The 1,773-nt window shown below is 59.9% G+C and carries 2 protein-coding genes; both read right to left on the bottom strand.

Translation table 11 applies throughout. The annotated features are described in order from the left end of the window. Positions 1 to 1,090: TerB N-terminal domain-containing protein (locus tag HHL08_RS25880; RefSeq protein ID WP_235955321.1), on the bottom strand; the 1,090-nt coding region annotated here is incomplete at its 3' end. 184 nt (positions 1,091 to 1,274) lie between these two features. Then, positions 1,275 to 1,766 carry a PIN domain-containing protein gene (locus HHL08_RS25215; protein ID WP_169575583.1) on the bottom strand — a complete coding sequence of 164 codons (492 nt, stop codon included), beginning with the start codon at positions 1,764 to 1,766 and terminating at the stop codon, positions 1,275 to 1,277. Positions 1,767 to 1,773 lie beyond the last annotated feature (7 nt).

Below are 1,773 nucleotides of genomic sequence, written 5' to 3'. Positions count from 1 at the left end.
GAATGTTCGAATATCCGGGCCAGTATGACATACCATCGCCATTGCTGTCGGACCCGGATGATGCGACCGATAGGGACGGATCGATATAAGCGCGGCATTTCTCGCCATAGCCATGCGCGTTGAACTTGGGCGACGCGCCCACATAGACCATGCCGTCGATCTCGCGTCCGGCGATGGTCACGAGTTGCCCCTTGCGCAGCCATCCCTGGATTTTGACTGAAGAACTCTGGCGAGTGACCGGACGCTGTTCAGCAGGCCTTGCGGGCCTTGGCGGTGTATGGACAGCGGGATCGCTCCCGAAAAGCTTCTGGCGCAGTTCTTCGATCCGTGACGGACGGTGGGCCGCTGGAACAGTTCCTGCGCGCGCGATCGGGCCGTTAATGGAGGGAGCAACCTGCTGCGGCGGGACGGCGCTCTCCTTCGTCGCACGCCTCAGCGACGCGGCCTCGAGGGCTTCCCGCGCTGCCTTGCCGACACGGACAAGTTCGGCATTATCCTGTTGCGGTCGGTACGCAGGCAAGGCTGCGGGCGTGACGGTAGCTTCCGGAGCCGCTTCAACCGGTGATGATCGCGCGGCAATCGCCTGAACGCGGTCGGCGTTCTTCGGATCAAATATCGAGGAATCGTCGCCGAACAGCCGCTGCCGGAGTTCTTGCGTCCTGGATTGGCCGTCAGGCCATCGCGACTGGGACATGGTTATGCTTGCGGTTGGAGCACCGGCTTCTCCGACGCCCGAACCCACAAGCGGAGGATAATCCGCCGCGTCCTCCGGTATCGCTGGACGCACGAAAGGGACAACGCGTTGATTTTCCGAACGTGAGCTTGGCCTCGAATTTTCTGCGTCCCTTTCGTCGAACGCCAACTGGCGCCGGCGTGCGGGATTGGTTCTCGCGGTGGCATTCCTCAAGGCCATCTTCGCGGCTCGGCGCTTTTCATACCAGATTATGAACAAGACCGGCGCGAACAGCATGAAGAGCGCTTCGAGTGCGTCGGAAAGGCTGTCCAGTACTACCGCCGATAATATTGCGCTGGCAATAAAGAAGCCGACGTAGAGTCCGATGATACGGAATATTGTCCAGAGGATCGCCATACTTCGAGACGTGCCATTTAACCGACGGGACGTCACGCGGATTTCGATAGCCAGGTCTAAGAATTGCTGGCGCGATGGCATTGCGAAATTCGCGTTACGGGGTGCCATCGCTGTTTAGCTGGCTCTATCAAGTGCCTGATCGGATGAGGCTTTTGGCTGGCGCTCGTTCTCCTGCCGATCCAAGTCAACCGGCAAACCGGGTCAAGCGATGTTTCACTTCGTTCGCAGGAAGGCGGCAGCGGGGATGAGCAAAGAGCTGGGTCAGGCCACCATGCAGCCGATCGAACTGCACATGGTCGCCATCAGCCATCTGGTCGAAAAGCCATAGGACGCCATGCATGGCGATCTGTTCGATAGCGGCCAGCTCGCGCAGGATCCCGTCGCCGGTCAGCAGCGTCCATGTTCGGGACTCCGCAAGGGCGAAGGCAAAGGTATCGGGTACGGAGAGTTTCTGGTGCTGTCGATTGACGCCGGTCGCGCGCCGCAGTTCGGAAACTGTAAGTTCCTCGACGCGCAGCCCGAGCGCCATCAGCCTGTCTCCGAGTTCCCCTTCCAGTTCGCGGATGTAAAGGAGATCAGGCACCGCGAACTCAAACGGCAGCAGGAACATCTCATCGAGAAGGTCCGCCCGTTCGAGGTCGATGATGACCGAAGTGTCGGAAACCAGAACCGTCACGGATCAG

It is taken from the genome of Sphingobium psychrophilum (genome assembly GCF_012927105.1).
Classification (GTDB): Bacteria; Pseudomonadota; Alphaproteobacteria; order Sphingomonadales; family Sphingomonadaceae; genus Sphingobium; species Sphingobium psychrophilum.
This window is presented reverse-complemented; position numbering and strand designations above follow the sequence as displayed.